Below are 24673 nucleotides of genomic sequence, written 5' to 3'. Positions count from 1 at the left end.
CTCACAAGCCGTATTTATTTAACGATAACATAACCATGGCAAAAAAATTGGCTTTGTCAAAGTTTCGGGCACCAGGTTTTTCCTAATTCAACAGGAAGCGGATCTCTGACGATGATCTGTGAAGTGACTTTGGGCAGCGACAGATTAAACTTGTCGATATGCGCATTCACCATGGACGCATATCCTGCATTTGCAGCGCCGAGCGAATAGGCTTTCATTGTTGTCGACACGGTTACGGCTTGTTTGTTTTGCTCTAGCTGTTGTACCAGCTCCCGCAACCAACCAAGATAATGTTGATTATCTTCTATTAGGGAAGGCTCCGTCGCAATATCAGTAAGCGCCTTGTGGTAGTTTGAGAAGTCTGAGTTGAGTACATATATCCCAAGACCATTGATTGATACTTGCTTCACAGCCCTATAGTTTTCATCTTTTGCGTAATGGGTTGCCGCATCAACGTAATAGCTCAGCGCCTCATCGGCTTCGCCCATTGCAAATGTTGCATTGCCAAGCGCGGTTAACAACCCTGCTTGCATAAAGCTTGGTAACATATCTCTATCCACGCTTTTTAAGAGATTGTAGCCAATCGCGGGTTGTTCAAGGCGCGTGTACGCAATCGCGATGTTCACTTTAAGTGCGGACTTATGCTGGAAGCTGGCTGGAGTGTTCATTGCACATCGATAATGCCAGATAGCTTGTTCATTCTGGTTACGGCGACGATAACCAACACCAATATTAGTCAGAATTTTCGCCCTATCTTCGTCAGCCAAAGTCTTGAAGGGTGGCGCTTTAAGCGTATTTAGCGCTTTAATAAAAATGGCGTTATTGAACGTATTGGCACTCGCTCTAATGGCAAGGTAATGAAGTTGATATAAATCTGCAACAGCAAGATCCTCCCGAGCAATCGCGCTTTGGTATGCCTTAAGCGCTTCATCAGGCGCGTTTTTAACCAGAGACTCAAACGCATCTAAGTCAACTTCTGCATTCGCCATTAATGCTAACAAGCCCAGAACAAAAATCGCCATCGTCCAATACCAATACCTTATCATTAGAAAAACTCTACCACCTTTATGTAGTGTAAACTAGGGAATTTTGGATGGACCAAGATCAAAAAAAAAGCCGCTTCAAGCGGCTTTTTTGGGTGTGATTCGCGTTGTTTTAGGCGTGTCTCCAAAACTCTGCGATTACGTTACCAAGGAACTTTTCAAATTGTATTAAATTGACTCTAGCGCAATTTTAACCATTTCATTGAACGTGCTTTGACGCTCTTCTGGTGGCGTTGCTTCACCAGTAATAACATGGTCACTTACTGTGAATAGTGCCATCGCTTTTGCACCGTATTCAGCCGCTACGCCGTATAAACCAGCTGTTTCCATATCAACAGCCATTACGCCTAGCTTGTCTAATTCTTTATAAAATTCGCCATCGGCTTGATAGAAAGTATCTGTAGTGAAAACATTACCAACTTTTGCTTCAATACCTAAACGGCGAGCAGCGTTTACGCCATTTTCTAATAAACCAAAATCAGCAATCGCAGCGAAGTCATAGCCACGTACACGAGCACGATTCACATTTGAGTCTGTGCTTGCGCCTTGTGCAAAGATCACATCGCGGATCTTGATGTCTTGACTAATACCACCACATGTACCGATGCGGATCAGGTTCTTAACACCAAAGCTAACAATAAGCTCACGAGCGTAGATTGACATAGATGGAATACCCATGCCTGAACCCATGATGCTAACTGGCTTACCATTGTAAGTACCAGTAAAACCAAACATGTTGCGAACGTCAGTTACCTGACGAGCATCTTCCAAAAAGTTTTCTGCAATGTATTTTGCTCTTAGTGGATCGCCCGGCATTAATACCGTTTCTGCAAAATCACCTGGCTTTGCGCTAATGTGTGGAGTGCTCATATTGTTTCCTTTAGTTAGGCTTTTATCTCGGCCTTAAAGCCTTCACCGTACTGCGTTGCATCTAAATCAAACCACTGGGCAAGCGTTTGACCTATGTCAGCAAAACTTTGTCTTTCTCCTAACGGAGTATTGTTCATACCCGGTGTATATGCCAATACGGGCACGTACTCTCGCGTATGATCTGTGCCTTCTGCGGTTGGGTCGCAACCGTGGTCGGCAGTCACTAAAAGCAAGTCATCAGCTTTTAGTTTGGCAATAATTTCCGGTAAAAATGCGTCAAACTCAGCAAGTGCTTCTGCATATCCCACTGCATTTCTGCGGTGACCAAACTTTTCGTCGAAGTCGACTAAATTGGTGAAGATAAGACTATGGTCTGGCGCTGTGTCCATCACTTCGCTTGTCTTTGCTAGCAGATTCAAAAGGCCAGGCGCTTTGTGCTTTTGTGTGATCCCTTGATGCGCATAAATATCTGCAATTTTACCAATACTAATTACTTCGCCACCGTCATTGGCTAGCTTATCTAGCACAGTCGGCGAAGGCGGTAATACCGAATAGTCTCGGCGGTTACCAGTACGAATAAAGTCGGCACTTGAAGTGCCTATAAATGGCCGCGCAATCACTCGTCCTATATTCATTTCATCAAGCAGTGCCCGTGCGATTTCACATACTTGATAAAGCTTGTCAAGTCCGAACGATTGTTCATGAGCGGCTATTTGAAAGACGCTATCAACTGAGGTGTAGCAAATCGGCTTACCGCTTTGTACGTGTTCTTCACCCAGCTGTTCTAAAATCGTTGTGCCCGACGCGTAACAGTTACCCAAAATGCCAGGTATGTCTGCACGTTTGCACAATTCATCTATAAATTCTTGTGGGAAACATGGGTTAGTATTTGGGAAGTAACCCCACTCAAACAATACTGGCACCCCTGCCATTTCCCAGTGGCCAGACGGCGTGTCTTTACCACTCGATAATTCTTTTGCATATCCCCAAGCAGCACTTGGTTTTATGGTTTGCGCCACAGCGCAAGTTTCTTTACCTGCAGCTTCACATGCTGCAATAAGGCCTAGTTTAGAAAGATTAGGTAAGTCTAACGCTTGTCCTTTTTCTTCTTTATAGGCCTGCAATAAATGAGCGAGAGTATTAGCGCCTACGTCACCAAACTTTTCTGCGTCCGGTGCTGCGCCAATGCCTAGGCTATCCGCCATTAAAATGATTGCTCTTGCCATAGATACCTCTCTATACTGCTCAGGCTGTTATTTATTCTTAAATACATGGTTACCTTAAGCGTTGGTTACTTTATGTTTGGTTAAAAAAATCGTACAGGACATAAGTCCGCTGTCATAAAATAGTCACAAAATTCACGAAAAGCTGCGATCTTGCTAATTTAGCTCTGTCGCCCTTAAGCGGACATAAGTCCTGTTTTGAGTCCGCCAAACCCGTTAAATTTGCTCATTAAGCGAGGCAAAAGAGATTAATCGTGTCTTTTTTGCTATTGTGATCTTCCAACATAAACAACTGCTGGGTGTGAACTTTAGTGACACGAACTATTATAGCCATAGCTGGCGCATCTGCGTCTGGTAAGTCTCTTTTTAGTCAAACGATCTACAACGAACTAGTGAATGAGCTTGCCTCAGGCACTATCGCGGTAATCGAAGAGGACGCCTATTATAAAGATCAATCGCATTTACCTATAGAGCATCGTACTCAAACGAATTATGATCATCCTGATGCGTTTGAACACGAGTTGTTACGCGAGCATTTAACTAAGCTTCGCCTAGGTGAATCCGTAGAGGTTCCTACCTACGATTACGGACAGCATACACGTAGTGATAAAACCCGAATAGTAAACCCTGCTAAGATACTAATCGTCGAGGGTATATTACTACTGAGCGATCCTGCATTAAGTGAAGAGTTTGATATCAAGGTGTTCATTGATACACCTTTGGATATTTGTTTGCTGCGTCGCATGCAAAGAGATATAGAGCACAGAGGAAGAAGTCTGTCATCTGTGGTAGAACAATATCAGGCGACGGTAAGACCGATGTTTTATCAGTTTATCGAGCCATCCAAGCATAATGCCGACTTGGTTGTGACCCGTGGCGGTATGAATCGCGTTGCGATTGATATTATTAAAAGTAAAATAAAATATTTGCTACAAGAATAACGGGAAATTGGCATGACAACAATTATGAGCTTAGTGGGCATGATGATGCTCCTAGGCGTAGCATTTGCGTGTTCAACAAATCGCAGTGCTATTAATAAGCGTACCGTAGGCGTTGCATTTTTATTGCAAGTCCTTATTGGTGGCTTTGTACTCTTTATTGAAGCGGGTAAAAATGTATTAGCTTCAATGTCTAGCGCGGTTGCCAAAGTGATTAGCTATGCTAATGACGGTATCGGTTTCTTGTTCGGGCCATTAGCCAAACAAGACTCGCTAGGGTTTATCTTTGCGATTCAGGTATTACCAGTGATCGTGTTCTTCTCAGCGCTCGTTGCTGTGTTGTATCACCTTGGTATCATGAACTGGATCATTAAAATTTTAGGTGGTGGCTTGCAAAAGTTACTACAAACGTCACGACCAGAGTCGCTTTCAGCTACGGCAAATATTTTTGTCGGCCAAACGGAAGCCCCTTTGATCGTAAAACCGTTTATTCCAAAAATGACGCAATCAGAGTTGTTTGCAGTTATGGTGGGCGGTTTGGCGACGGTAGCAGGCTCTGTTATGGCGGGCTATGTGGCGATTGGTGTTGAACTTAAATACCTCATTGCCGCGAGCTTTATGGCTGCCCCTGGTGGTTTCTTAATGGCAAAAATGATTGTGCCAGAAACCGAGAAGCCACACGAAAACCTATCTGATGTAGATAGTGGTGATGATAAACCAGTAAACGTAATTGATGCAGCAGCATCAGGTGCATCAAGCGGTATGCACTTGGCACTAAACGTAGGTGCGATGCTACTTGCGTTTGTGGCACTAATTGCGCTACTAAACGGTTTACTAGGCAGTATTGGTGGAATTTTTGATTACCCAACACTTACGCTACAAGAAATTTTAGGCTACGTCTTTGCCCCTGTTGCTTGGCTACTTGGGGTACCTTGGTCGGAAGCCGTGACGGCAGGTAGTTTTATCGGCCAAAAATTGGTAGTTAACGAGTTTGTTGCCTACCTAGATTATATGAATTATCGCGATACGTTGAGCACACACACTCAAGCGATTGTCACATTTGCTTTATGTGGATTTGCTAACTTATCGTCGATCGCCATCTTACTAGGCGGACTTGGTGGTATGGCCCCAAGTCGTAGAAAGGATATCGCTCGCCTAGGGCTCAGAGCAGTGTTAGCAGGGTCTATGGCTAACCTCATGAGTGCAGCAATTGCAGGTTTCTTCCTCTCGCTAGCTTAGAAACTTATTGAGATAAGCCGCAGTTGCAAAACAATTGGTTGGTTGCTTTAAGGGGTTAAAGTGACCACACTAACTTGAACGATACTTCACCAAAGGGCCTTTTAGGCCCTTTTATCGTTTCTGAGAAATGCTTTTTTAACCGCCTTTCGTTAAGGGAGCAGCATCTCTCACCTACAGCTCCTTCATCGCTTTTGGTGGAAATATCTTTTCTTGTAACCCAGTTACTAAACTGACTCCAAGCAAAACTAAAATACTGCCAAGGATTGTGTTAGCACCGATTTGCTCTTGCAAAAAGATATGTCCCCATAAAATCCCAAACACTGGAATTAAAAAGGTAACAGATAAAGCAGATGCAGCGCCGAGATCTTCGACTAACTTAAAATAGAGAATATAGGCAAAGCCCGTACATAATATGCCAAGTCCAACTACCGCACTTATCACTGTAGAGTCAGGCGTTTCTCTCATTGGCATAAACCAAATAAAAGGCAATACCAATAGCGCAGATCCCCATAAGTTACCATGGGCATGATTAAATGCGCTCATTTTTGGTGCCGTTTTGGTGTAATGAGAGGCCACCGCATAGCTCAGAGTCGCACACAGGGTTGCAATAATAGGTAACCATGCACCTTCGTCCAATACGGTGCTATCCAACCCTACTAGCGTGATAACACCTGCAATCCCAAATCCACATCCTAGCCACACTGACTTTTGAGTCGGCACTTTTAGCCAAAACACACTGATTAACACCCCCCAAAATGGTGCGGTTGAATTTAAAATTGAGAGCATGGAAGCGTCAAGCGTTTGCACAGCATAAGCGAATAACATAAAAGGTAATGCTGAGTTAAACAGCCCGAGGATTAGAAAGTGCTTTTTGTACTGCCAAAAATGTAAATTACGCTTTAATACTAAGGCAACCGCGGCGAGCGTTAGCGCACCAAATAAGACTCGAAATTCAATGAGTACAGCAGGACCAAGGACACCGGCAGCCACCTTCATAAATAAAAATGAGCCACCCCAAATTGCGGCAAGTAGCACTAAACCAAGAAACCCTTTCACTCCATACTCCAAGGTTAATATTAATGGAGCTTTACCTTACGCCGATATATAAATACAGCACAAGCCATTTTTGGTACTGTCATTAAGATGTGTTTAACTTTCTTTGAGAAAGAGGGAAAGGTTAAAACTTAAGGTATAGAATGAGACTCGCTTTTTATGCAATGATAGTCGCTTTGCTTATCCTCACCGGATGTAGCAAAAGGCAAACTCTAGAGCCAACAGAGCAAATACAATTGACTCAGTTGCCGGTTAGTCTCGCCCAACTTTCTAGTGACGCGGCGCTAACCTTACTACTCATTGACGATCATTTACTACAAGTATGGGATAACCAAAGCCAACAGCTGATTAAACAAATCGAAGGAAGTAAATACCAACTTACTTTTCGTGACGCTTTAATAGCGCCGAACAAGCGCAGTATTCTGAGTATTTCGGACACCCAACTTAACATCTGGCAATTGCACTCAAACGAAGTTGTCAGTTATCCATTACCTGAGTTTGACTCATTTATTCGCGTTACCAAGGCTCTGTGGTCCAGTGACGAGCAGCTTATCGTCCTTGGCTACAATGACGGCAGCGCACTACTTTTGAGTTTAGATGAGCAAATCATCACCAGAATAAACCTTCATGAAAGCAGCATTACACATTTGATTTTTAACCGGAGTTTGACCTCGCTCTACTCGGCCTCTTTAGACGGTCACGCTAAAAGGCTTGAGTTAACTAGTAAAGAAGTCACTGTAGATTATGAGCTGCCTCATCGTATTACCAGTTTGGCATTATCACAAAATGAACATTGGCTGTTCGTATCAGACGCCCTGCAAGACCAAAAGTTCATTGATACGCGTACAGGTCAAGCAGTGTTATCTCTATCCTATCCTCAGCGCTTCAAGTTTTTTCGGAGTTCACAATTCGTCGCTGACGACAAGTTTCTGCTAACCACCTCTTCCAAGGAATATATATCGTTATGGGAATTAACGTCGGGAAAAGAAATTGTCAGTTGGCCAATAGCACAACTGAATTTGGGCAGCACAGTTTATGATGTACACATCTCTGATAGCAATATGCTCACGACGATAAGTTCAGATGGAGTACTAGAAAAGTGGGCCTTAACACCTATATTGTTTGATTATTAGAGACAAAAAAAGGTAGCATTCGTCGACAAGAAAAAATAATAAATACATCTATGGAACACTCAAATTTTGACAATCAATCGCACTGTTTAAATTGTCACACTCAACTTGTTGGCGAGTACTGCTCAGGTTGCGGACAGAAAAAAGCATCGAGACTGACCTTTAAACACTTACGCATTTTGCTTCAAAGCGCACTGCTTGAACTCGAATCCCCTTTTTTTAAATTACTTTTTGGATTATTACTTCGACCTTTTAAGACCATTCTTGGATACTTGAATGGACAGAGAAGCCGTTTTGGTAATCCCTTCAAGTTTAGTTTTATTCTACTCACCGTGATCGTGCTTGCCTCGCATCTACTTGAAATCAGCTTCATATCCAGCAGTCAACTTTTGGAATCGAAAGAGCAGCTCAAATGGCAATCTGAAATCGCACTATATGAAGCAACGCACATTTATCGCGTCTTTATTCTGGCATTCTTACTCGGATTAGCCTCTAAGCTAGTGTATCGTTCTGCGCCCTACACAATGCTGGAGTACGCTATAGGACACCTACTCATTCTAACCCTAAGCATACTGATATTCTCAATTCCACTAATGCTGGGTATCTTCAGCGAGCAGCTTTACGCAATTTTTTCGCTCTTATTTTCTGGTTTGTACAGCATAATACTTAACTATAAAATGGCGGAAAATGAGCTAATAAAGTGGAAAAATTGGGGTAAGGCAATACTTGCCTACGCGATAGGATCGACCCTATTTTCTGGTATTCTCGGATTTTTATTTGGGGTGTACGGTGGTTTTACTCACAAGATTTGATCTGCATGTGAGTTATTTAGCTATGCCCTAGACAAGGCTGAGCTTGTCTAGGGCATAGCCATTAATACTACTGTTTTAGCTGTGCTTTTGCAGCCTCAACCTTTTCAAAATCAAGGCCTAATTCGTTAACTGCTTCTTTGATTAATGCCGGATTTTGCATTACCAAAGCCATCAACTGTTGAAGCTTTTCGGGTGGAATACCTAGTTGCTGAATAGTCGCCATCGCCATCATTGGATTTTCAGTCAGTTGGGTAAATACCGCTTGGATCTGTTCATCCGAAATATTGTGCTCTTTAAGTAATGCAATGATTGGGTTCATCTTGTTTCCTAACTATTTTTTACTAATCGTGCGGCGTAAAAACCGTCAAATTCTGAATTTACTCCTGGCAGTAAACGTAGTGAGTCTTCTAACTGCCAATTGGGGTTATTTGCCAAAAAGCGTTCAACCTGCTGCTCATTTTCAGAAGGAAGAATAGAGCAAGTTGCATACACCAATTTGCCGCCCACCTTACACATTTGACTGTAGCGCGCCAGAATATCGGTTTGCAAAGCAATAAGTGTGTCTAAATTTTGCGAATTCAAGTGCCACTTTGCATCTGGATTACGCTTTAATACACCAAGACCTGAGCACGGCACATCCAGTAGCACGCGATCAAACTTCTCTTTTTGACGCTTAATGGTTTTATTGTTTTGAATAACGCGCGTTTCAGCAACATGCACACCAGCACGTTTCGCTCGTTGTTTCAGCGTTTCAAGCTTATGTTCATGGATGTCCATAGACAACAAGCGACCTTTATTCTCCATTAGCGCCGCTATATGTAAGCTCTTGCCACCAGCGCCTGCACAGGCATCAACCACTTTATGGCCAGGCTGTATTTCTAAAAAAGGCACAATTTGCTGAGAACCTGCATCTTGCATTTCAAACCAACCCGCCTGAAACGCTTGAGAGCGGAACAGATGGCTATTGGACTCAACTTTTAGCGCAACATGAGAATCAAGTGCAACCTGTGAAACCTTGATCCCTTCTTTTGCCAGAGACTCTGTTACTGTCGCAATATCGCTTTTTAGGCTATTGACTCGCAAATATTGTTGAGTACTTTGATTTAGCGCGGATGCAACCGCAGGCCACTGCTCACCCAGTTGCTCATGCGCAACCTCGTTTAACCAATCAGGTAATGATAAACGAACGGCTTGAGGCGCCTGCTCAATTAAGCTTTGCAGCTTTTCCAGATTATATCGCTCGGTATCCACCCACTCTGGAAGCGGCTGCGCTGTAACAACTTGGCAAGTTAACCAGTAGCCAAAGCCATCTAGCGGCATTTCTTCATGCTCAAGTAGGTAAGCCAGTAACCGTTTAAAGCGGAAGATATGGTAATAATTGCTCACCACATACTGCCTTTCATCAAGGTTCCACTGTGGGTTGTTCTGTAGTAATTGAGTTAATGCTTTATCAGCATGGAGAGAAGTATCTAGCACATGTTCAATGCACTCAGACAGAGTTTGGACTAACGAGCGAGTTACAGACACGATATGGTCTCGATTATTGCTAAAACACTATTTTAGCGCGCATACCATGGGGCATCAATTGGAGTTTATGATCTTTGCCAGAGAATCTTAAAAGTTGTGGGACCAATATAGTAAGCCCCACAGCTATTAGCTTATTTAACCTGAGGTTTGGATAAGAAATAAACTAACTCATTGTTTTTAAAATAATATTAAATTATTTCCTTGTCTAGCCAGAGAGTTTTAGGGGTAATTAGGCGAATTTACGCACCAATAGCTTGCTATTGGAAGTGAATTCAACGCAGTTAGCGCTAAAACTGGCTGCTAGAAAGGCATTAATTATCCGAAGCTCAGGTTATTTAGTTAACCGCTAACCAAGGACCCGAGCCATCGGCAGTTGGGATATTTCCTTTGGTCCACCACTTGGCTTCGTAGATCACACCATTGTAGCTCGCTCTATCACCTTTTAAGTAAACCTTGTCGGCATCCCAAGCAGGTACACCATCAACAGGCGGTTCAGTCGGGTTGGTTGGTAAGTCATCAACGACACGAACTTCAGGCCAGCTTGCGTGTGATTGATAAAAGTTTGTCACGCATTTCTCGTAATCTCCCGGCACAAGTGCGGAATAAGCTGTTTGATACCCCACGAGTTTGCACTCAAATGAATAACCTCCTGGGCGGTCGGCATAATAAGCCCAATCACCTTCCCAGTTGGTGTAAAGGACATCAGTCGCGCCGTCGAGGTTTAAGCTGCCGTATGGTGTTTGTTGCCAACAGGTATTTTCTTCATCAGCTTCAATGGTGATGTTGTAATAATGCGAGAGTCCTTCCCAATAACGAATGCGGTTAACGGGCTGACCTTTGTCTTTATTTTGCGCGCCGCATTCAATACCACCATTGATAATATTAATCGTGGTACCAAAGCCATAACCAATCCCCGCCTCACTTTCACGCAATGATGGCGTCCAAGTTCTATCAATAACGTGTAACATTGCAGGTTTTGGTGCTTGCGGCGTTAAGAAAAACCAAATTGCAGACGCTAAATTTAGCCAAGAGTCTGCTACTAGACCCGGATCGTTTAATAGCACCGTGGCATCACCATTAAACATGACTTCACTAAATGCGCCATAGTTGAAGTGATATGAAAGCTGCTTAGCGCCTCGGCCAAAATATCCTTGCCCTGTCCCGCATGGCCAGCGGCGATTCTGCCAGTCATTTTGTCCGCACCCTGTGGTATAGCCAGCTTGCCCTTCTGACCAACCCATTTCACGCACATGAACCAATGCTTGTTGCCACTCTTCTAACCCGAGAGGGTTATCAGAAGTGTTGTCTTTGGCAATATGCCCCCCGGTTTCTTGGGCAAAATGCGCAAATGCAGTCACAATTGAGCGTTTACAGATTACGTCGGCGTCTCGACCATCAGTATAGTCGCCACAAAATGCGGGAAACTTGCCAATAGCACGCAAAAAGCGCGTATAGGTGTATTCAGGCGCCGCCATTTGCGTAAGAAATTGCCACTGAGTTTGACCAAATACCCGCTCAGCTCTTTTTACATTATCTGGATTACTGGCAAGCCCAGGCGCAATGGCCTCTACAACCGCATTATCTCTTGTTTCCAGTGCTTTTGACCAAATCGCATACATTGGGTTATTGGTCTTCGCGCTCTGGGCATTATCCAACTCTATTCGAGAAACAATATAACCATTAGGGTTTTGTGGATCGGGTTGCGGACTCATGGCCATCACTTGACTTGCAGTTATGGCAAGCGAAACTGCGGTCGCTAATTTTAGACTGTTCATACTTTTCCTTTACATGTTGTTGTTAATAGTGGAACCCACCAATTCAACAATTATTAACAAAATGACATCGCTGTCAAATTTTGTTCACTTTTTATTCCGACAACACATGTAATAACGTTTACTCAAATCGATGAACCTTTGCGTTTTTGGTACATAATCTAACGTGATATGCTAGTCAAAATGCCTCACAGTAAATAACAACAACAGAGAGCCTATGAAAATCATTCCTTTACAACCAGAACATTTCGAGCGTGTTATCGCACTTGGTAATCTCGTTCATGGTGATAATTATCTTGATAACGCGGGCATTGAACAAATGCACCAAAAAGGCTGTAAAGATGGTATAAATGCTTCCTTTGTTGCCCTAAACGATGAAGATGAGTTACTCGGCTTCAGAACGTCATATAGTGCCGGACAATGGCCTATAGATAAGTGGAGTTCACCGTCTTTGTGGCCTGTTGATCAAAATGATATGGCATATTTTAAATGTATCGCGGTATCACCGAACGCACAGGGCCAAGGTATTGGCCCCCAATTACTAAAGCACGCAATTACAGCATTAAAACAACAAGGCGCGAGAGCTGGCGTTGCTCATCTTTGGAAACAAAGCCCAGGTAACGGAGCCGTTAAATACTTCACTAAGGCCGGTGGCAAACTGATTAAAGTCCATAATGATAAGTGGTTAGACGACTGTATCTATCACGGCTATGTTTGTACTATTTGTGGTACTGAATGCCATTGCCAAGCAGCAGAAATGGTATTGGAGTTTTAAGATGTCAGGGTTTGATCCACTCACTCAGCCACATTGCCAAGGCCAAGCTTTTGCCAACAGCTACTGGGCTGCAACCTACCCTTTAGGTGCACCCACCCCTTCGCTAGATAAACCCTTACAAGTAGATATCGCAGTGATCGGTGGTGGTTTTACGGGCTTACTTACCGCCTACCATTTGGCAACCACTCATCATCAAAGCGTTGCCCTATTTGAAGCAAATCAAGTTGGCTTTGGCGCGAGCGCGAGAAATGCAGGATTTGTGCTGCCAAGTACGGGACGGCTTGGTTATGCGCAACTGGCCAAAAAGTATGGTCTGGATGTCAGTAAAGCCATATATCAAGAGTACAACAACGCCGTTGCTTTAGTCCGTGAACATATCGACGCCAATCACATTGACTGCAACGTGCAAGCATCTGGGTATTTGAAAGTTGCACACAATCAGCAAGCATTTTCGCTACTAAAAGCGCAGTCCGAATTTCTCACTGCAACCATGGGTAGCAAGAGCCATCAATTACTGTCTCGGCAACAACTGACCGAAACCTATATGCACAACCAGCAAGGGTTTGGCGCATTGCGATTTGACAACGCGTTTGGTATTCACCCTTTGAAGCTGTTGCTAGGTTACAAGGCATTAGCTCAGCAAGCTGATGTGCAACTTTATGAAAACAGTCTGGTCACCCGCCACCAGAACCAAAATGGCAACCACCAGCTCGAAGTGAACGGCCACAAAGTCTCAGCAAATAAGGTAGTGATCGCAGCGAATGCCTATGCTCAGCGACAGTTTTCACCGTTAACTCAAGGGCGTTACTTGCCTATTTTAAGTAGTATTATCGTGACTGAACCACTCAGCGACGAGCAACTCGCAGCCAATGGCTTAATCACAGAGCAAGTCGTCATGGATACCAGACGGCTTAAATACTACTATCGTCGTCTTCCTGACAACCGTATTTTGTTTGGTGGGCGAGGCGCGGTGTTTGGGCATGATCAGGACAATGCAAAATATCAATACAACTTGCGCTCAGCACTTAACGATTGCTTTCCTAAACTCGATGTTAAAGTTGATTATTTTTGGAGTGGTTATATTGCCGCTGCACTGGATGACCTTCCTCATATCTACAGCGAAAACAATACCGGATATGTACTTGGATATTGCGGCTCAGGTGTAGCGTTTAGTGCTCAGGCAAGTATTCGACTTGCTGAAAAATTAATGGGTCTTAAAGTCCCGAATTTACCAATCTATACTAAGCCACTACCCAAGTTTCCGATGCCGCAATTAAGAAGAGTAGGCCAACTCGCGTATTACCAATATGCTCAGTTGATGGATAAATACGCTTAGCAAATTAAGAAGGTGCGCCCATCACGCACCTTTTTTCAACGACTAAAAGCTATAGCGCAGATTAAAACCAACGTTGTTGTACACATCAGCATTTCTATAGTTTAGATTTGCAGAGATATGATCAGTAAAATGGTAGCCAATCTCAGCAAGGTATACAAAACTACTTTCTCCTTCCTCACCATTGATGCGTTCAAACCCAATACCGGCCCTCGCATCAAATGAGTCTACTGAGCGCGCATAAGTCAATTCAAGATGATAAAGATCGGCATCGTTGTTAGCTGATACGTCAATTTCATTTCTATAACGGTATTCGCGGTTGATAATATATTCCACTTCCGCAGTTGCATCCATTTGCAATTTGAGCCGAGAATAACCACCATATAAATCCAGCGATGATTGCTCTGATAGTTGAAATTCATGACCCACTAGTAAAGTAAATTGTTTCCAGTCTGTATCAACTTCTGTTTCGATGATTCGAGCGCCAACGCCACTAGCGATATCATTTTGCTGACTGTTTTTATCACTCGATATTATATAGGTACCTTGTAGGTAAAATTGGTCGAAGGATTTTTTTGCGCTCAGCGCAAGCCCTGTTGGTTTTATTTCGCTCAGCTCTTTGATTGAGATTTTCCCATAACCTATCTCAACGTAATCTTTTGACTGTGCGAAGCAATTTGAGCTTACCAAAGATACTGAAAGGCAAGCAGCTAACTTAACTGTAGAATTCATGATCATCTCCTTATCTATCTACATAGTAAAGATCGGAGCATAACAAGGTTTTGTTGCACGTTTAAGTGTTTCTAGAATAAAAACACTTTTAATATTAATTTATTTAACCTGAGGTTTAGATAAGGAATGAGCTAACTAATTGTTTTTAAAAACACATTAAATTAATTCCTTATCTAGCCAGAGAGTTTGGGCACCAATAGCTAGCTATTGGTAGTGAATTCAACGCAGTTAGCGCCTGATTTACTCCTTTAAATTGAGCAAGTGTTAAGACTAATTGGTATTACATGCTGGGTGCGATGCAAAAAGCTTAATTTGATAGGAAAACTCGAAGAGATGAACACAAATGCTAGAGAAATAATAGCTTGGTGTTAACAGGTATAGTAGCAAAAGTTTGGATTAGAACATGCATTTTGTTTTAGATACGATTTCTACTGAAAGAAACCGCATCTTACCTAGAGACTGTCGACCCTAGTAACCGTGATATCAGAAACTATATCTTAGGTTTACACCAAAGTTATCATATTCGTCTGCATTTCTGTAGCTAACATTAGCCGAGATGCTGTCGGTAAATTGGTAACTAAGCTTGGCTAAGTATACAAAGTTAGTTTCGCTTTCATCATCTTGAATACGTTCAAGACCAAGACCAACACGTGCATTCAGAGCTCCGAATGAATGCTCGTAGGCAGCTTCAATATGGTAATGATCGCTCGTGTCACTCTCTTTATCAGAGAAGCTTTCTTGATAACTATAGCCATCGTTATAAGCAATATCTGCGATGCCTGAGTAATCCACTTCTAATTTGTATCTAGAATAACCACCATATACATCGACAAAGCCAGCATCTGTTATATCAAACTGATGACCAACTAAAAGGGTAAGATAGTTTAAATCTGTCTCAACTTTAACCGTTGTTTCTATATTTGCGTAATAATCGCTTTCGATTAAAGTACCTTTAAAATCATCACTTAATGCAGCATAAGTACCTTGAAGATAAAAGCCGTCAAATGCCTTGTTTACCGTAACTGCGATACCCGTAGGCTTGAATTCATCAACGCCATCAAGCGTGATTTTTCCATAACCTAGTTCAACGAAGTCTGTTGAGTTTGCTAGGCTGGCTGTTGATGCAAATAATGCAGATACTAATGCCACTTGCCTTAAAATTGAATTCACGATCCACTCCATCATTCTCGTATTTAATTCGTGGCGCATACTACGGCAATTACATATAAATACAACTAGAACCCAAAATAAATACAAAATGATTTTGTAACAAAGTTTGTTACTATTAATCAATGCGTTAACTTGTTCTGGTTCACTCAATGTCGTAAACCAGGCGGAAGAAAATTAGCTAGGCGCTTTGGAAGTGGATGCCATGCCGTTCACAATAAGATTAACGACATGACAAGGGCATTGTCGTCAGAAGCTATACCTCAAATTCAGACTAAGAGTATCGTAGACCTCAGCATTTCTATAGCTCACGTTTGCGGAAATATTATTGGTAAAACGATATCCAACCTCAGCCAGATACACTAAATTATTCTCACTTACATCATCCTGGATCCGCTCAAAGCCAACACCTACCCTAAAATTAAGGTCTACATGTGTATAGTCATAAGCAGCTTCTAAATGATAATGATCACTTGACTCATTAGCCCCTTGATCAAGAAATAATATAAGCTCTTTATTGGTGTAACCATCATAGTACGTCGTATTGACTAAGCCTGAATAAGCTATCTCCAGTCTATGCCTAGAATAACCGCCATAAATATCAATAAGGCTATGATCATTCAAATCAAACTGCTTACCGGCCAATAGGGTATAAGCTCTAGAGTCAACATCGAAATCTAATGTAGTTAATACGTCTTCTTCTGCACCATAAACTAATCCGGTAACCGCGACGTCATCAGCCATAAGAGCAGAAGAACCTTCTAGGTAAAGCCCACCAAACTCTATATTTGCTGTAATGACAAAGCCTTTAGGCTCAATCTCACTGACGTTATCGAACGCTAACCGACCAAATCCAAGCTCCATAAAATTTGTTGAACTGGCGATGCTAGGTAGTGAAGTTAACATGGCGGTAAGACTTATTGCCATAGTTGAAACTGAATTCACCATCGTATCCTTGTTGATAGTTCCTGCTTAGAACCCAATATAGATACAAATTATTCGCATGGCAAATGCTTTACAATATATGCCGCCTAAAAATGCCTTACTACTCTCTCTATGCTCACAAGAATTAATCTTCAATTAGCCAGCGAAGATAAACTCCCCTCAGTCATACTGCGCTTTAATCTTTAGGATTTCTGGTAGGTTTTCATCGAGCAATTCAACTAATTTTGGGTCAAAATGCTTACCACTTTCAGAATGGATAAAGGCCAATGCCTTTTCAATAGGCCAAGCCTCTTTATATGGGCGCTTTGACGTAAGCGCATCAAACACGTCTGCAAGTGCACAGATCCGTCCTTCAAGTGAGATTTCTTCCCCTTTTAATCCTTTTGGATAACCGCTTCCATCAAATTTCTCGTGGTGCTCCATTGCCATTAAATATGCAAGCTTGACGAGTTTTGAATCAGAATCCGCGAGTATGCTTGCACCCAGCTCAGCGTGTTGTTTCATCACCTCATACTCTTCGGCATCTAAGCGTCCGGGTTTCAGCAAAATGCTGTCGGCAATTCCGACCTTGCCAATATCGTGCATCGGGGCGGCGAGCATCAAATCTTCCGCATACGCTTCCGGTAAACCGCAAGCTTTAGCAAGCACAAAGCAGTAGCGGCTCATTCTTGCAATATGTTGGCCTGTTTCATTGTCTTTGTATTCCGCCGCCTGACCGAGCCGCTGCATCAGTTCAACGTACGCACTTTTAAGCTCAGTAGCACTGACTAAAGACAAGTGCGTCTTCACTCGCGCTCTAGTTATCGCAGGGCTGATAGGCTTTGTAATGTAATCAACACCACCTAACTCAAAGCCTCGAGCTTCGTCAAACTCTTCACTCAAGGCAGTCACAAAAATCACCGGGATCCTCGCTGTGGTAGGGTCTTCTTTTAATTTGGAGCAAACCTCAAAGCCTGTCATTTCTGGCATCATAACATCGAGTAAAATTAAGTTAGGTAGTTCCTTATCTACTAGCTCCAGCGCCAATTTTCCTGACTTTGCAAACTTCATACGATACTGATTACCCAGCGTTTGCTTTAAAATTTGGAGATTCGTTGCTTCATCGTCAACGGCTAGGATCAGAGGCTTGTGGTCATTTATCATTACACATCAGTACTCATTAATTGTGCGAGAATTTCCTCCGCACGTTCAAATTCAAAATCATCCAATGCATGTTTCAACGCCTCTACCTGGCTTCGGTACGTAAGGGGCGCACTCTCTAACAATGCGTCAAGCACATCATCCTCGACTTGCGCCTCATCTATCATCTCTTTTACTTGTGGCAAGTTTTGCTTAAACAAAAAAACGTCGCCCTCACTCAACGCGTTGGTTACAACTTCTTCATCACTCAGTCCAACCACGTCGTCTAGTTTTTCAATAATGAGCGCCATTTTAGCTCTCAAGCGCTCGTCAATTTCCTTTTTACGCTCGATTTGCTCGAGCAGACCAAATAGCGTCTCCAAAGCCAAGTTTCCAGCAACGCCTTTGATAGTATGAATACTCTGTAGTACATCATTCGTAAACTGACCTTCATGCGCAAAGAGCGCTATCACTTCTTCTCTTTTACCTTCCCAAAAACGCGCTAACTCTTTTAAAAACCGAGCCTCACTGCCCCACAAATTTATCGCTCTGGCTCTATTTATAAGCTGTTTGTTGCTGGTTTGTCTTACTCCAATCGCCGTATGAGCAATATTGATATTGAGCGTCTCAGCAATGGTGCGAGTTAAATCTTCTATCACCACCGGCTTTGAGGCAAATGCGGCCATACCAGCAGCTTTTGCAGCGGCTCTATCCTCACCTAACACACTCGCGGTGAGTGCGATTACCGGTGTCTCTTGTTGCCTATTTTCTCGTTCATATGCTTTGATAACGCGCGTCGCCTCAAGTCCATCACAACCCGGCATATGAATATCCATTAGAATAAGATCGTATTGTTGCGCTTTTGCTTTTTCAATGGCCTCAAGCCCATCTCCTGCGACTTCTATACTATGACCTTGCTTTTCAAGTAATAAGCTCAACAATTCGGTATTTTGTTGAATATCATCAGCAACCAATATATTTAATGGGGGAAGTTCAACATGAACATCTTGCGCTATTGTGAATGCCGCGATTTTCTTAAGAGGCACGGTAAAGTAGAAAGTAGACCCTTTTCCAATCTCACTGCGAGCCCATATTTTTCCACCCATTAACTCGACTAGCTGGCGACTAATGGTCGTTCCAAGGCCTGTACCACCAAAGCGGCGACTCATGCTCTCATCGGCCTGCTCAAAGGGGTTAAAAATAGAATCTAGTCTATCGTTGGCAATCCCTATACCTGTGTCCGCAATTTTAAACAGCACATAATCGTCATGAGAGGATTCAACGCTAAGCTCTACACTGCCCTGTGCAGTAAACTTAATGGCATTACCCAATAAATTAACCAATACCTGCCGTAAGCGGTCGGAAGCACCATGATAAGTTTGATGCAAACTGTGACTCATCGTGAGCTCTAGTTTTAAGCCCTTTTTCTTTGCTTGATACCAAAACGTCGATACCACGTTGTCGAGTAGCGCAGAAATACAGAAATCATTCTCAATCAGGTCGAGCTTGCCTTGGTCCAGCTTAGCGGAGTCTAAAATGTCATTAAGTAAATGCAGCAGCGCCTTTGCACTGGTAAGTATCGTATTTACATGCTTACTTTGATCGGGCTTCAGCTCAGACTCTCTCAGTACTTCACTAAATCCTAAAATGGCGTTCATCGGCGTGCGAATTTCATGACTCATGTTCGCCAAAAACGCTTGCTTGGAAGCCGCTGCGCTTTCAGCGATGCTTTTCGCGGCACGTAGTTCGTCTTCCATGTTCTTGCGCTCGCTAATATCAAGTAATACGCCCGCAATGCCCTCAACTTTACCCGCTTGATCGTATTCAAATGAACCTTTATCCAGCACCCACTTGGTATGGCCTGACTTGTGTAATATTCGATATTCCTGCGAGTAACTCGCTTTGCCGCATTGTAGTGCTTGTTCAACCACATCGTGCGTTAAGCTTTTATCGTCTTCAATAATCAAGCTAGCAAAATGAACTTGCCCAGAAATAAACTCCTCTGCTCGATAGCCTGTAAGCTGCTCGACAATGGGACTTACGAACGACATTGTCCATTCGCTATCAATCCGGCAGCGAAACGCCACGCCAGGCATATTATTTAATAGTGTTCGATAACGCGTTTCCTGCTCAATCAGCGCTTTTTCCATTTGCTTTTGGGCTGTTAGGTCAGTGATAAAACCCACATAAAACGCACTTTGATCTTTTAGCTCAACCTCTCCTATCCCCAATCGGATAGGCACTAAATGCCCTTGCTTGTGTAGCGCCTTGATGTCACGACCAACCCCTTTAAATTGCTCAAGGTAAGCGCTGTCGAATGATACATTCGTTTGCGCTTCTTTAGGTAAAAACACCGCAACATTGCGACCAACCGTTTCTCGCTCAGACCATCCTAAAATTCGTTCAACTAACTGGTTACAGCTCTTAATGATACCGTCACTATTGATGGTGATGATCCCGTCAACGGCCGTTTCTAGGATCGCCGCAAGCCTAGATTCATTAGCGGCTTTGTCTGCAGCCACCGAACGGTACTTGCTCGCAGTATGAATAAGCGCAGATAAAGCGCTAATGATCATACTGACAGCAGCAATAAACAATGCGAGTGACTGTGTGTGCTGATCTTGCATTTCTTGGCTGATTATTGGTGAGTCAGATACAAATTTCGCCGCCTGCATACCTGTGTAGTGCATTCCCGATACCGACGCCCCGAGCGCCAAAGCACCTAAGCACCTCACGACACTGATATTGTTGTCGCTGACATAATCGCGCAGCTTACTTCTCGTTTGGATTGCGATGAAAGCGAGTGACACTGCAACGATAATTGATAAGCCAAAAAGTGTAGGATCATAGCCCAACATAGGGCCAAGCTGCATGGCTTCCATACCGCTATAGTGCATGGTACCAATACCGGCCCCCAAAATGACAGCGGCAAGCCCCTTAACTGCAAGTGTGACATTTGGTCGTGTTATCAAATCAAACGAAACCCAACAGCCTAAGAAAGCGGGGAAGATAGACGCCGCAGTAAGCCAAGGATCGTAATCCACTTCTACACAGAGTGAAAACGCTAACATGCCAATGAAGTGCATACTCCAAATGCCACCAGCCATGGCCACAGCACCGCCAAATTTTGCGAGTCGATTTATACGGCTATTTTGATTTTGCTCAGCAAAGTCGATCTGGATAAGCGTAAAAAATGAGGCAATAACAGCCACAAGCACAGATAACGCCACAAGCGTAGCATCATAAGTTCCGTTGAGTAACAACTCTGGTGCGGGGTCGGTTACAAAAAACGTATTTAACATAGCAACACAGATAGTAAGATATTCTTAGAGTCTAGCTTTCTAGGACTGAGTTTGACAGAAAAAAGCGCTGTCAAAACAAGATTTCAGGATAAATTCATGTTTATTGTGGGCTAGTACTATCTCACTAGGAAATATAAAGACAATATAGGTACGAGTTAATCAGTATAGCCAATGCGGGCTATTCGTATCCGACTAGCTCAGCGTACCCTTCACCGGTATAGCCGCCGGACACTTTTACTCTTCCTTCCCAATACGGGATAGTCAGCTGGTTTCTCGCATCAGGATTGGTACTTTCGATCAGAATAACAGGATTGTGCTTTAGTCGTAGTTGCCATTTAAATGGATAGCTTACTCCATCTAACGAAACCTGCTCCAAAACACTTAATTGAATATCCTTATGCGCTATTTCTGTCGCGCTACCCTCAGCTGTAATTTCAGTGCCTCGGCAATCTTTGTAGACTTGTTGGCTATCACGAATGCAAAATACCATTAGTGCACCATTCGAACTATCTTGACCGCGAATACTAAACCAGTCCCAGCCGCGTTGTGATTTACTGATAAACGAGGAAGACCATTCTCTATCGAACCACGCGTCACCGCTGACTTGATGTGTTGCACCTTGAAAAGTAAGCTCACCCGAGACGCTTAAAAAAGGATAGCTGTAGTACATAGAGGCATGGCCGTCGGACGTTTTTTCACTGTAACCATTCTTCCCATGAAGCACTATCGGACTTTTTCTCAGTGTTAAATTAACACGGCTTTTTCCTTCCTCAGCATGGAGCGTTAACGGAAAAAATGTTTCCGTCTCACTGCGCAAATACCAATTATCTAATTGCGTGATAAATGGGTCAGCTTGAATTTTTACTTGTCCTGCTCTGCCATAACGTTCGAAGGCTTGGTGCCTTGTATTGTCTTGAATTACAAAATGCGCAAAATATAACTCACCATCCCACCATGGACTGACATATTGACCGCTGACAGCTGAGGTTCTAAATAACGTCCATTGGACACCAAATTCCTGCCCTGAGTCACTTTTTAAGTTTGCAGTAACATACCACCATTCAATGCCTTGATCAGGATGGCTGCCGTGATCAAGTGGAAAACTCAATTGGTATGACGGAGAAACGGGGTCGCCCAACTCAAGATTGAAAAAATCATTTTTTGAATTAGGGGCTTCTGATAATTCCGGTGTGCAGCCAACTCCCACAATTAGCAGTAATAAAGCGATAAAATAATTAGTCTTCATACAACAGATCCGCAGTATCGTGACGAGTCAGTTTGAGTAGAGGTAGTACACTAACTAGCAAAGCTAAACCAAAAATGAGGGTGATAAAGACCGCGATATCAAGATACGGTAATAGAAAAGGGATCGTCCAACCGAAACCAATTGGCATTACAAATTTAAGCAAGATCCAGCCGAGCATTCCCCCAAGTATCGTCGCCAGCACCAAACTCACCAGCAAGATAATGGCGCTCTGCCCTAATTTAATGGCAAACGCTTGCCAAGTGGTAACGCCTAATGTTTTTAATATGGCCAAAGGTTGAATTTGCTTAGCACCGAGTGTCAATAATGATACCCACAAACCAAATAGCGCGATAGCAACTATCATTAAATTTAACGCGTGCGTTGCGTAAAACGTATGTTCAAACAAACGTGTAGCGTATTGTTTAAAACGCTGATTTTGAACCACTTGAGAGTCGTTTAAATGAAATTGCTGTATGACCTTTTGCTTAAATGAAGCGGTATCAATATCTGGCTTTAGAACAATTGAAAAACCATATGCTTCATAGTTAAGCCCGGCGTTTTCAATTGCATCACTAACAGCGACGAACACCGCGCGCTGTTCACCATAATCGTAATAAAAGCCCGTTATCTCACAGTTAATATGCTTTTTGCCTTGCTGCAACCGAATACGCTGGCCCAACTTTACACCATACAATAATTTGCTTGGCTCGTTGGCAAGGCATCCACTCACATTTTTATTCGCATCATAGTAAAGCACTTCGTTATTAGGTGCGACTCCCGCAAGCAGCGTAAGATTGTAGTGATGTTCGCTAGAGCGACCGAAGCTTATCAAGCTCGCTGATTGAGTAGCTTGTTGATGTGAGCTCAGGCCATAACGTATCTCTGCACGCCAAAATACACCGACCTTTTCAATATCCTTTTGGCTTAAGAGCCATTGATATTGCACATCAGAGACTTCACTAGGCCTCACATATAAATCTGCGCTTAGGCGACCATCTAAATGGATCTGCAAAGCTGAACTAAAACTGCTCACCATAATTTGCAACCCTACGGAAGTGCCAACCGCAAGCAATACGGCATAAACACTGATCGCAAGTACTCTGATCTGCTCGCCACTGTCTGCTTTCATCCATTTAATTAGTGGATGTTGAGTTGGAATACCTTTAAACGCGGCTCGCAGTACCGCTGGTGTTATCATAAAAAAGAGTAACAGAAGGCAAACGCATAACCCAAGCGCATGAAATGGCGCTTCGCTACCAAGATAAAAATACCCAACGGCCACAGCCAGTAGACCTCCACTCACTATTTTACTCTGCCAAGATTTATAAAAAGTAAGAGGCTTTACTTGGCAATAGGCCACACTTGCGAGTACCAAAAGGTTTAACACAAATGCTTGCAGCACGACTAACCAACTGAAATGAACCGGTAAACGCCTATCTAATGTAAATAGGCTCTCTAACGCCGCAGAGATCTCGCTCACCAATAAGTTTGCCCCCGAGAAAGCCACACCTGCGCCCACCAATGCAGCAATCAAGCTTAAGACGAGCACCTCAATGACTACCGCTGCGACTACATTTGCTTGAATACATCCAAGTAGTGTGAGTTGCTGATGTAGTTTTTTTCTTGCGTGCAGACAAAGTTTTATGGCGTTAAAACTAAAAAAAGCACCAACCACGTAACCCAGGAATGCAAGCGCTTGCAGGTTGAAGAAAAACGCCTTCGACAACGAGTCGAACGACTGGGCTTGTGCACTTTGTAGCTGTGCTTTATCACCTAAAATCTGCCTAACTTTTGCCTCATCCAATACTGAATTTGAGATCTCTATATAACTCATTCGACCTGAAGAATTCAGTAAATGGTCAACTAATGCAATATCGGCTAATGCGACATCACCAGTCAGTTGCGATAAAACAACGAAGTGTACATCCGTATTAAGAAGCTTGAACACCTCATGCCTACTGAGCGACAACTGTCGAGCCATCGTGTCAGATACGTAAATTGTGTTAAATCCGAATCGTAATGGTGCTATTTGATTGCCTGACTTACCTCCCTGTGATTGCGCTTTAGGCACAGACAGCCATTGCAAAGTATTAACTCCTTTGATCCGGAGCCTGTTCCCGTTCGGCAGGGTAAGCACACCTTCCAAAACAGGCTCAGCAGATACGACTCCTGCGTTTCGAAGCGCCGTCCATACATCGGCAGTCAACATCTCGCGGCCTACGCTTGGCCGAACAAAGTGACTAATTGGATTGTTAATAAGTGCGCTGGTTTGCTGATAGCGATCTGTTGCTTCTTGATTTAGTCCTCGAATTGAGCCAAGCAAAGCACTACCCAAAGATAAGCCAAAAACGAATAGCAAAAACAACCAAAGATGCCTTTTGTAGAACTGGATAAAAACTGTGAGTATCAGTCTAATTTCTGATAACGCACTCAGCCGTTCCATCGTT

The 24673-nt window shown here is 43.2% G+C and carries 20 protein-coding genes; 6 read left to right on the top strand and 14 right to left on the bottom strand.

The window, feature by feature from the left end; translation table 11 throughout:
• Positions 1-56: 56 nt before the first annotated feature.
• The 3 genes from EXT47_RS22505 to EXT47_RS22495 all read right to left on the bottom strand — a co-directional run bounded on the left by EXT47_RS22505 (position 57) and on the right by EXT47_RS22495 (position 3139).
• On the bottom strand, positions 57-1022 hold the full coding sequence (locus EXT47_RS22505; RefSeq protein WP_130127639.1) for a hypothetical protein: 966 nt from the start codon (positions 1020-1022) through the stop codon (positions 57-59).
• A 189-nt stretch (positions 1023-1211) separates the two neighbouring features.
• Positions 1212-1913 (bottom strand): purine-nucleoside phosphorylase, encoded by a 702-nt coding sequence (gene deoD / locus EXT47_RS22500; protein WP_010369942.1) that lies wholly within the window; start codon positions 1911-1913, stop codon positions 1212-1214.
• Positions 1914-1927: 14 nt separating this feature from the next.
• Positions 1928-3139 carry a phosphopentomutase gene (locus tag EXT47_RS22495; RefSeq protein WP_039496515.1) on the bottom strand — a complete coding sequence of 404 codons (1212 nt, stop codon included), beginning with the start codon at positions 3137-3139 and terminating at the stop codon, positions 1928-1930.
• A gap of 308 nt (positions 3140-3447) precedes the next feature.
• Here EXT47_RS22495 and udk point away from each other — a divergent pair, with 308 nt between their 5' ends.
• Positions 3448-4077 (top strand): uridine kinase, encoded by a 630-nt coding sequence (gene udk / locus EXT47_RS22490; protein WP_010603723.1) that lies wholly within the window; start codon positions 3448-3450, stop codon positions 4075-4077.
• A gap of 12 nt (positions 4078-4089) precedes the next feature.
• Positions 4090-5313 (top strand): NupC/NupG family nucleoside CNT transporter, encoded by a 1224-nt coding sequence (locus EXT47_RS22485; RefSeq protein WP_010369948.1) that lies wholly within the window; start codon positions 4090-4092, stop codon positions 5311-5313.
• A 171-nt stretch (positions 5314-5484) separates the two neighbouring features.
• On the opposite strand, the gene EXT47_RS22480 is transcribed toward EXT47_RS22485, so the two are convergent.
• Complete coding sequence (locus EXT47_RS22480) at positions 5485-6369, bottom strand: DMT family transporter (RefSeq protein ID WP_130127638.1); 885 nt, start codon at positions 6367-6369, stop codon at positions 5485-5487.
• 140 nt (positions 6370-6509) lie between these two features.
• Between EXT47_RS22480 and EXT47_RS22475 the strand changes: the two genes are divergently transcribed.
• Entirely contained in the window at positions 6510-7499 is a 990-nt protein-coding gene (locus EXT47_RS22475; RefSeq protein WP_130127637.1) for a WD40 repeat domain-containing protein, read from the top strand.
• A 386-nt stretch (positions 7500-7885) separates the two neighbouring features.
• Positions 7886-8308: a hypothetical protein gene (locus tag EXT47_RS22470; RefSeq protein WP_226899064.1), complete on the top strand. Its 423-nt coding sequence runs from the start codon at positions 7886-7888 to the stop codon at positions 8306-8308.
• A 67-nt stretch (positions 8309-8375) separates the two neighbouring features.
• Here the strand turns inward: EXT47_RS22470 and EXT47_RS22465 are convergent, their stop codons facing one another.
• The 3 genes from EXT47_RS22465 to EXT47_RS22455 all read right to left on the bottom strand — a co-directional run bounded on the left by EXT47_RS22465 (position 8376) and on the right by EXT47_RS22455 (position 11610).
• Positions 8376-8627, bottom strand: a complete 252-nt coding sequence (locus EXT47_RS22465; RefSeq protein ID WP_039496508.1) for a DUF2999 family protein — start codon at positions 8625-8627, stop codon at positions 8376-8378.
• An 8-nt stretch (positions 8628-8635) separates the two neighbouring features.
• On the bottom strand, positions 8636-9835 hold the full coding sequence (locus tag EXT47_RS22460; protein WP_240701657.1) for an RsmB/NOP family class I SAM-dependent RNA methyltransferase: 1200 nt from the start codon (positions 9833-9835) through the stop codon (positions 8636-8638).
• Between the two features lie 335 nt (positions 9836-10170).
• Positions 10171-11610, bottom strand: a complete 1440-nt coding sequence (locus EXT47_RS22455; RefSeq protein ID WP_084204324.1) for a chitinase — start codon at positions 11608-11610, stop codon at positions 10171-10173.
• A gap of 214 nt (positions 11611-11824) precedes the next feature.
• On the opposite strand from EXT47_RS22455, the gene EXT47_RS22450 reads away from it, so the two are divergent.
• Together EXT47_RS22450 and EXT47_RS22445 are read left to right on the top strand one after the other, a co-directional pair.
• Complete coding sequence (locus EXT47_RS22450; RefSeq protein WP_130127636.1) at positions 11825-12382, top strand: GNAT family N-acetyltransferase; 558 nt, start codon at positions 11825-11827, stop codon at positions 12380-12382.
• Between the two features lies 1 nt (position 12383).
• Positions 12384-13718, top strand: a complete 1335-nt coding sequence (locus tag EXT47_RS22445) for an FAD-binding oxidoreductase (protein WP_039496505.1) — start codon at positions 12384-12386, stop codon at positions 13716-13718.
• 42 nt (positions 13719-13760) lie between these two features.
• Here the strand turns inward: EXT47_RS22445 and EXT47_RS24130 are convergent, their stop codons facing one another.
• From EXT47_RS24130 to EXT47_RS22405, 7 genes are all read right to left on the bottom strand, one after another.
• Positions 13761-14447 (bottom strand): porin, encoded by a 687-nt coding sequence (locus EXT47_RS24130; RefSeq protein WP_240701656.1) that lies wholly within the window; start codon positions 14445-14447, stop codon positions 13761-13763.
• A 483-nt stretch (positions 14448-14930) separates the two neighbouring features.
• Positions 14931-15617 (bottom strand): porin, encoded by a 687-nt coding sequence (locus EXT47_RS22430; RefSeq protein ID WP_130127635.1) that lies wholly within the window; start codon positions 15615-15617, stop codon positions 14931-14933.
• A gap of 246 nt (positions 15618-15863) precedes the next feature.
• A complete protein-coding gene (locus EXT47_RS22425) occupies positions 15864-16562 on the bottom strand; it encodes a hypothetical protein (protein ID WP_240701655.1) in 699 nt (232 codons plus the stop codon).
• A 156-nt stretch (positions 16563-16718) separates the two neighbouring features.
• The gene (locus EXT47_RS22420; protein WP_045989692.1) at positions 16719-17702 is read right to left on the bottom strand and encodes an HD domain-containing phosphohydrolase; all 984 of its coding nucleotides are present in this window, start codon (positions 17700-17702) and stop codon (positions 16719-16721) included.
• The gene (locus EXT47_RS22415; protein ID WP_130127634.1) at positions 17702-20980 is read right to left on the bottom strand and encodes an MHYT domain-containing protein; all 3279 of its coding nucleotides are present in this window, start codon (positions 20978-20980) and stop codon (positions 17702-17704) included. The genes EXT47_RS22420 and EXT47_RS22415 overlap by 1 nt, the downstream gene beginning before the upstream one ends.
• Before the next feature lie 178 nt (positions 20981-21158).
• Positions 21159-22226, bottom strand: a complete 1068-nt coding sequence (locus EXT47_RS22410) for a lipocalin-like domain-containing protein (RefSeq protein ID WP_130127633.1) — start codon at positions 22224-22226, stop codon at positions 21159-21161.
• A complete protein-coding gene (locus EXT47_RS22405) occupies positions 22216-24669 on the bottom strand; it encodes an ABC transporter permease (RefSeq protein WP_240701654.1) in 2454 nt (817 codons plus the stop codon). Before EXT47_RS22405 ends, EXT47_RS22410 begins: the two co-directional genes overlap by 11 nt.
• Positions 24670-24673 lie beyond the last annotated feature (4 nt).

Origin of the sequence: Pseudoalteromonas sp. CO342X, from assembly GCF_004208915.1 — a bacterium.
GTDB lineage: Bacteria > Pseudomonadota > Gammaproteobacteria > Enterobacterales > Alteromonadaceae > Pseudoalteromonas > Pseudoalteromonas maricaloris.
The sequence above is the reverse complement of the archived record's forward strand: the minus strand, read 5'-3'. Positions and strand labels throughout refer to the sequence as shown.

Excerpts from the sequence above, each read along its gene's own strand:
- EXT47_RS22505 (WP_130127639.1), bottom strand. The coding sequence starts at position 1,022 with ATGGCGATTTTTGTTCTGGGCTTGTTAGCATTAATGGCGAATGCAGAA.
- deoD (WP_010369942.1), bottom strand. The coding sequence starts at position 1,913 with ATGAGCACTCCACACATTAGCGCAAAGCCAGGTGATTTTGCAGAAACG.
- EXT47_RS22495 (WP_039496515.1), bottom strand. The coding sequence starts at position 3,139 with ATGGCAAGAGCAATCATTTTAATGGCGGATAGCCTAGGCATTGGCGCA.
- EXT47_RS22485 (WP_010369948.1), top strand. The coding sequence starts at position 4,090 with ATGACAACAATTATGAGCTTAGTGGGCATGATGATGCTCCTAGGCGTA.
- EXT47_RS22475 (WP_130127637.1), top strand. The coding sequence starts at position 6,510 with ATGAGACTCGCTTTTTATGCAATGATAGTCGCTTTGCTTATCCTCACC.
- EXT47_RS22465 (WP_039496508.1), bottom strand. The coding sequence starts at position 8,627 with ATGAACCCAATCATTGCATTACTTAAAGAGCACAATATTTCGGATGAA.
- EXT47_RS22455 (WP_084204324.1), bottom strand. The coding sequence starts at position 11,610 with ATGAACAGTCTAAAATTAGCGACCGCAGTTTCGCTTGCCATAACTGCA.
- EXT47_RS22450 (WP_130127636.1), top strand. The coding sequence starts at position 11,825 with ATGAAAATCATTCCTTTACAACCAGAACATTTCGAGCGTGTTATCGCA.
- EXT47_RS22445 (WP_039496505.1), top strand. The coding sequence starts at position 12,384 with ATGTCAGGGTTTGATCCACTCACTCAGCCACATTGCCAAGGCCAAGCT.
- EXT47_RS24130 (WP_240701656.1), bottom strand. The coding sequence starts at position 14,447 with ATGAATTCTACAGTTAAGTTAGCTGCTTGCCTTTCAGTATCTTTGGTA.
- EXT47_RS22425 (WP_240701655.1), bottom strand. The coding sequence starts at position 16,562 with ATGGTGAATTCAGTTTCAACTATGGCAATAAGTCTTACCGCCATGTTA.
- EXT47_RS22420 (WP_045989692.1), bottom strand. The coding sequence starts at position 17,702 with ATGATAAATGACCACAAGCCTCTGATCCTAGCCGTTGACGATGAAGCA.
- EXT47_RS22415 (WP_130127634.1), bottom strand. The coding sequence starts at position 20,980 with ATGTTAAATACGTTTTTTGTAACCGACCCCGCACCAGAGTTGTTACTC.
- EXT47_RS22410 (WP_130127633.1), bottom strand. The coding sequence starts at position 22,226 with ATGAAGACTAATTATTTTATCGCTTTATTACTGCTAATTGTGGGAGTT.
- EXT47_RS22405 (WP_240701654.1), bottom strand. The coding sequence starts at position 24,669 with ATGGAACGGCTGAGTGCGTTATCAGAAATTAGACTGATACTCACAGTT.